The sequence below is a fragment of the Microcystis sp. M113S1 genome (assembly GCF_020246945.1).
Classification (GTDB): domain Bacteria; phylum Cyanobacteriota; class Cyanobacteriia; order Cyanobacteriales; family Microcystaceae; genus Microcystis.
This window is the reverse complement of record NZ_JADBSA010000300.1, coordinates 1-3,331: the sequence shown is the minus strand read 5'-3', so window position 1 is coordinate 3,331 and position 3,331 is coordinate 1. Positions and strand designations below refer to the sequence as shown.

At 38.8% G+C, this 3,331-nt stretch carries 5 protein-coding genes; all 5 read right to left on the bottom strand.

The window, feature by feature from the left end; translation table 11 throughout:
- Positions 1-196: 196 nt before the first annotated feature.
- Complete coding sequence (locus IM319_RS15225; protein ID WP_287736136.1) at positions 197-1,042, bottom strand: DUF5838 family protein; 846 nt, start codon at positions 1,040-1,042, stop codon at positions 197-199.
- A gap of 248 nt (positions 1,043-1,290) precedes the next feature.
- Positions 1,291-1,434, bottom strand: coding sequence for an anacyclamide/piricyclamide family prenylated cyclic peptide (locus IM319_RS15220; protein ID WP_287736134.1), 144 nt, complete (start codon positions 1,432-1,434; stop codon positions 1,291-1,293).
- A 117-nt stretch (positions 1,435-1,551) separates the two neighbouring features.
- Positions 1,552-1,971, bottom strand: a complete 420-nt coding sequence (locus IM319_RS15215) for an HNH endonuclease (RefSeq protein ID WP_287736132.1) — start codon at positions 1,969-1,971, stop codon at positions 1,552-1,554.
- Positions 1,968-2,360 (bottom strand): hypothetical protein, encoded by a 393-nt coding sequence (locus tag IM319_RS15210; RefSeq protein ID WP_287736130.1) that lies wholly within the window; start codon positions 2,358-2,360, stop codon positions 1,968-1,970. The genes IM319_RS15215 and IM319_RS15210 overlap by 4 nt, the downstream gene beginning before the upstream one ends.
- Before the next feature lie 367 nt (positions 2,361-2,727).
- Positions 2,728-2,889 carry an anacyclamide/piricyclamide family prenylated cyclic peptide gene (locus IM319_RS15205; RefSeq protein WP_287736129.1) on the bottom strand — a complete coding sequence of 54 codons (162 nt, stop codon included), beginning with the start codon at positions 2,887-2,889 and terminating at the stop codon, positions 2,728-2,730.
- Positions 2,890-3,331 lie beyond the last annotated feature (442 nt).

Genomic DNA, 3,331 nt, shown 5'->3' with positions numbered 1-3,331 from the left:
CCTTGAATAGACGTTCCTTTTAGGTTCAAAAATTTGTCAAGCATCATAAGTAAAATACTCGGGTTTTTGGCGATTATATCAAATTTTAACTCAATTGTCTATCTTTTGGTATTAACCTATTTGTGCCGTAAGTGTCTCCCTTTATAGATTTCAGCTACTTTTAGGCGTAGGCACTCTCATCGAATTTTATTTTAAGTTAATTATTTGCATAACAATTACCGAAGAGCCCCCACATATTAGGTAAAATATCTTGATGTTGATAAAAGCTGTGAACTCTTTGGGCTGTATCATTAATCTTAAAATAATTGGTTAAATCTTGACGATTGTTGAGATGATAGTAAAGCACTGCGTTATTATTTGCTTTTGATAAACCCGTGAAAAACAAATTTGATCCTTGGAGAGGGTTTAAGACTGAATCAGGAAAATGTCGCCAGACTAAATTGATGGTTTCTGGTCTGAAAAAATCATCTTCTTGAAGTTCGGCATAAATTTCGATTTCACTTTTACCATTAAAGTAAAAATCAAAACCAATTAACTCAACAAATTCACTTAAATAATCACTGTCAGCAGCACCATTACTTAAAACGAAAGCAGTTTGTAGCTTTTCAGGATAATCTTTAATTCTAATGTGTATTTTTAAACTAGAATCAGCTAAATTAGTTCTTAAATCAAGTCCAGCACTGAGAACTTCTAGTTTGCTAAAGTCAAAGTTATGTCCTAAAAATTTCTGTAATAAGGAATAATCTAATTGAATACCAACTCGGTTTTCAACTTGCCGAAAAAAAGCTAAAGATTGAGTTAGACATTTTTGCCATTCTTGGGACTGATCTTTAAAAAAGAGCATAAACCGCGAGGCAATGAGTTTATCTAATTCTATCTTACAGGAGGCTTCAATATTACAATCGCCTTCAACTTCCATAACAAAATCTTCAAATAGCCGCAGAGGATAAATCGGCTCAACATCAAAAGCTTGTTGATGATTACGGATAAATTGTATTCTTTGCTCTTTGAGGGAGTTTTTTTGAATCTCAGCAACTATCATAATTTCAAGTGTTAGATTAAAGATCAAAAGTCGGGGATTTATGTAAATCTTTGATTTTGATTCTCAGAGTTTAAGAAAATCCCCGACTTTTTTAATCACTTCGCTCAAAAGCTTCTCCCGCGTGCCAGGTACCCGAAAGCCCCGAACTAACTAGAATTGTGAGTCAATTCGTTGATGCGAATCGTGCGCCCTGGCAAGCAGAAAAAGACTTTTGACATTTTTTGAGGTAAGTGTTAGGATGAAAGGGACTATTCCGCATCGTCGCCTGCAAAAGGAGTGTTATATCCCAAATCTCTTAGGGGTGTCAGCCCTGTACCACCCTCAGAGGAAGTGGTATTGATTTCCCGTTGTACGGGAGCAGAGTTACGGGGTGTCAGTTTCTTGGTTTTCATGGTGGAATTTCCTCCAATAGATTTATTTTTTCATACTGTAGCAACACTACAAAATCAAAGTCAATAGTTTTTTGGTAAATTAAGGTGAGATTCCTGAAGGTGAGATTCTGTCTGCAATTAATCAGGTGGATGCCAACCAGCTTTAACCCAATTTTTACGCACAACGACAGCTAGACTATTATTTAATTTTAAAGCTACAAGTGTTGCCCGACCACAAGCCGTTATTCCCATAATTTCTGTTCCCTCTGAACTCCAAGTAAAATGTTCTTGCCACCTTTGAAGGCGAGGATTAAACAAAGAAACTAACAGTTCAGATTCAGGATCAATAGCCTCAGTTTGTGTCCACTTATATTGATTACATAATTCACAAGCTAAACATAAATTTTCTTCTGTATTAGCACCACCTTTAGTTAAAGGTTGGATATGATCAATTTGTAATCTTCCCATAATATAATCCTGGTGACTGAGGCAATATTCACAGCGATTTCCTGCCCGTTGTCTAACTTTTTGGCGTAAAGTTTCTGTGAGAAAGCTCATGGTATTAAAGCATCTCTCAAACCTCTTTTAACGGCTTCAGCTAAGGCGATTGACTTTCTTAATTGTCCCATTTGGTAAATTGAGATTAAAACTGATAATTCATAGCCTTCAGCTTCGGTTAAACCCGTATTTTTTCCCTTAGCTTGTAACTCTCCCAAGCGTTGATTTTGAACAACATCCATTTTTGAATTAGCTAATTCAATTACTTCAGCATCTAACAGATGGGAAATTTTAACATGATTACCCACTGCTGAGAGACTATTAAAGGTAGGTAGAACGATTTCTAAGGTATCAATTAAAACCTCTGATAACTCTCGTTCCGTAGCCTTTCCTAAACATTGGGCGGTTTCAGCTAAACTGACTGGTAAATCAATAGTAATTCGAGTCATTTGTGATGTATGAGTAAGTAAATCTTACCTTAATCATAGCTTAAGTAATTCTGTCAGAGGTACAAACCGAAGGAGAAGACAAACCCAACCCGTTAACCCTGGGGTAGTAAGCTGTTGGCAGGGGTTCATCTCTCCTCGGCCAAGTCTTCTAGCACTTTTGAGCGAAAGAAAAAGGCAAGTGGGGAAAAACCCAACCTCTCCCCTGCTCCCCCTCTCCCTTGCTCCCCTGCTTCTCCCGCGTGCCAGGTAACAGAAAGCCCTGAATTAACAAGGGTTGTACGTCAATTCGTTGGGGCAAACCGCGCACCCTGGCAAGCAGAAAAAGACTTTTGACATGATTTGAAGTCCGATGCTCGAATCGGGAGCATTACTCCGCGTCGTCTCCCGCAAAAGGACTTTTAGCACTTCGCGTACCGTCGGCCCACAGAATTATTAGAGGGGCGATCGCATTGCCATCACGAGAGACGGTAGCGGCATTTTCCCGTTGGACGGGAGCAGAGTTACGGGGTGTCAGTTTCTTGGTTTTCATGGTGGAATTTCCTCCAATCAGTTGGTTTTTCACAGTATGGCAAAACTGCCAATCCAAGTCAACAGTTTCTAGGTCAATTTTTGTTGAGAAAGAGGGCGTTGCTGAATCAAGGTATGAATGACAACCTTGTACCCATCCAAAAGTTAGTTTGGGTCTAGGTTTTAAAAATCCCAGAAAAGAAGATTGATATCTCAAATCAGCAACGCTGGTTGATTCATGAATCAACCTACTATGAGAGCAACAACCTGTACTCCCCTGCTCCCCCTCTCCCCTGCTTCTTCACCCCCCGAAGCAATCTCTTAAAAGTTTTAATTGTTCTGATTGGTAATAAATTGATGAACAATCTCAACTCTTAGATTTAATTCCCGTGCAATTTGTTCTTCATTAAGTCCCAACCTAACCAGAAGGGGAATTGTTTCTAATTTCCCCTCTTCCTTAGCTT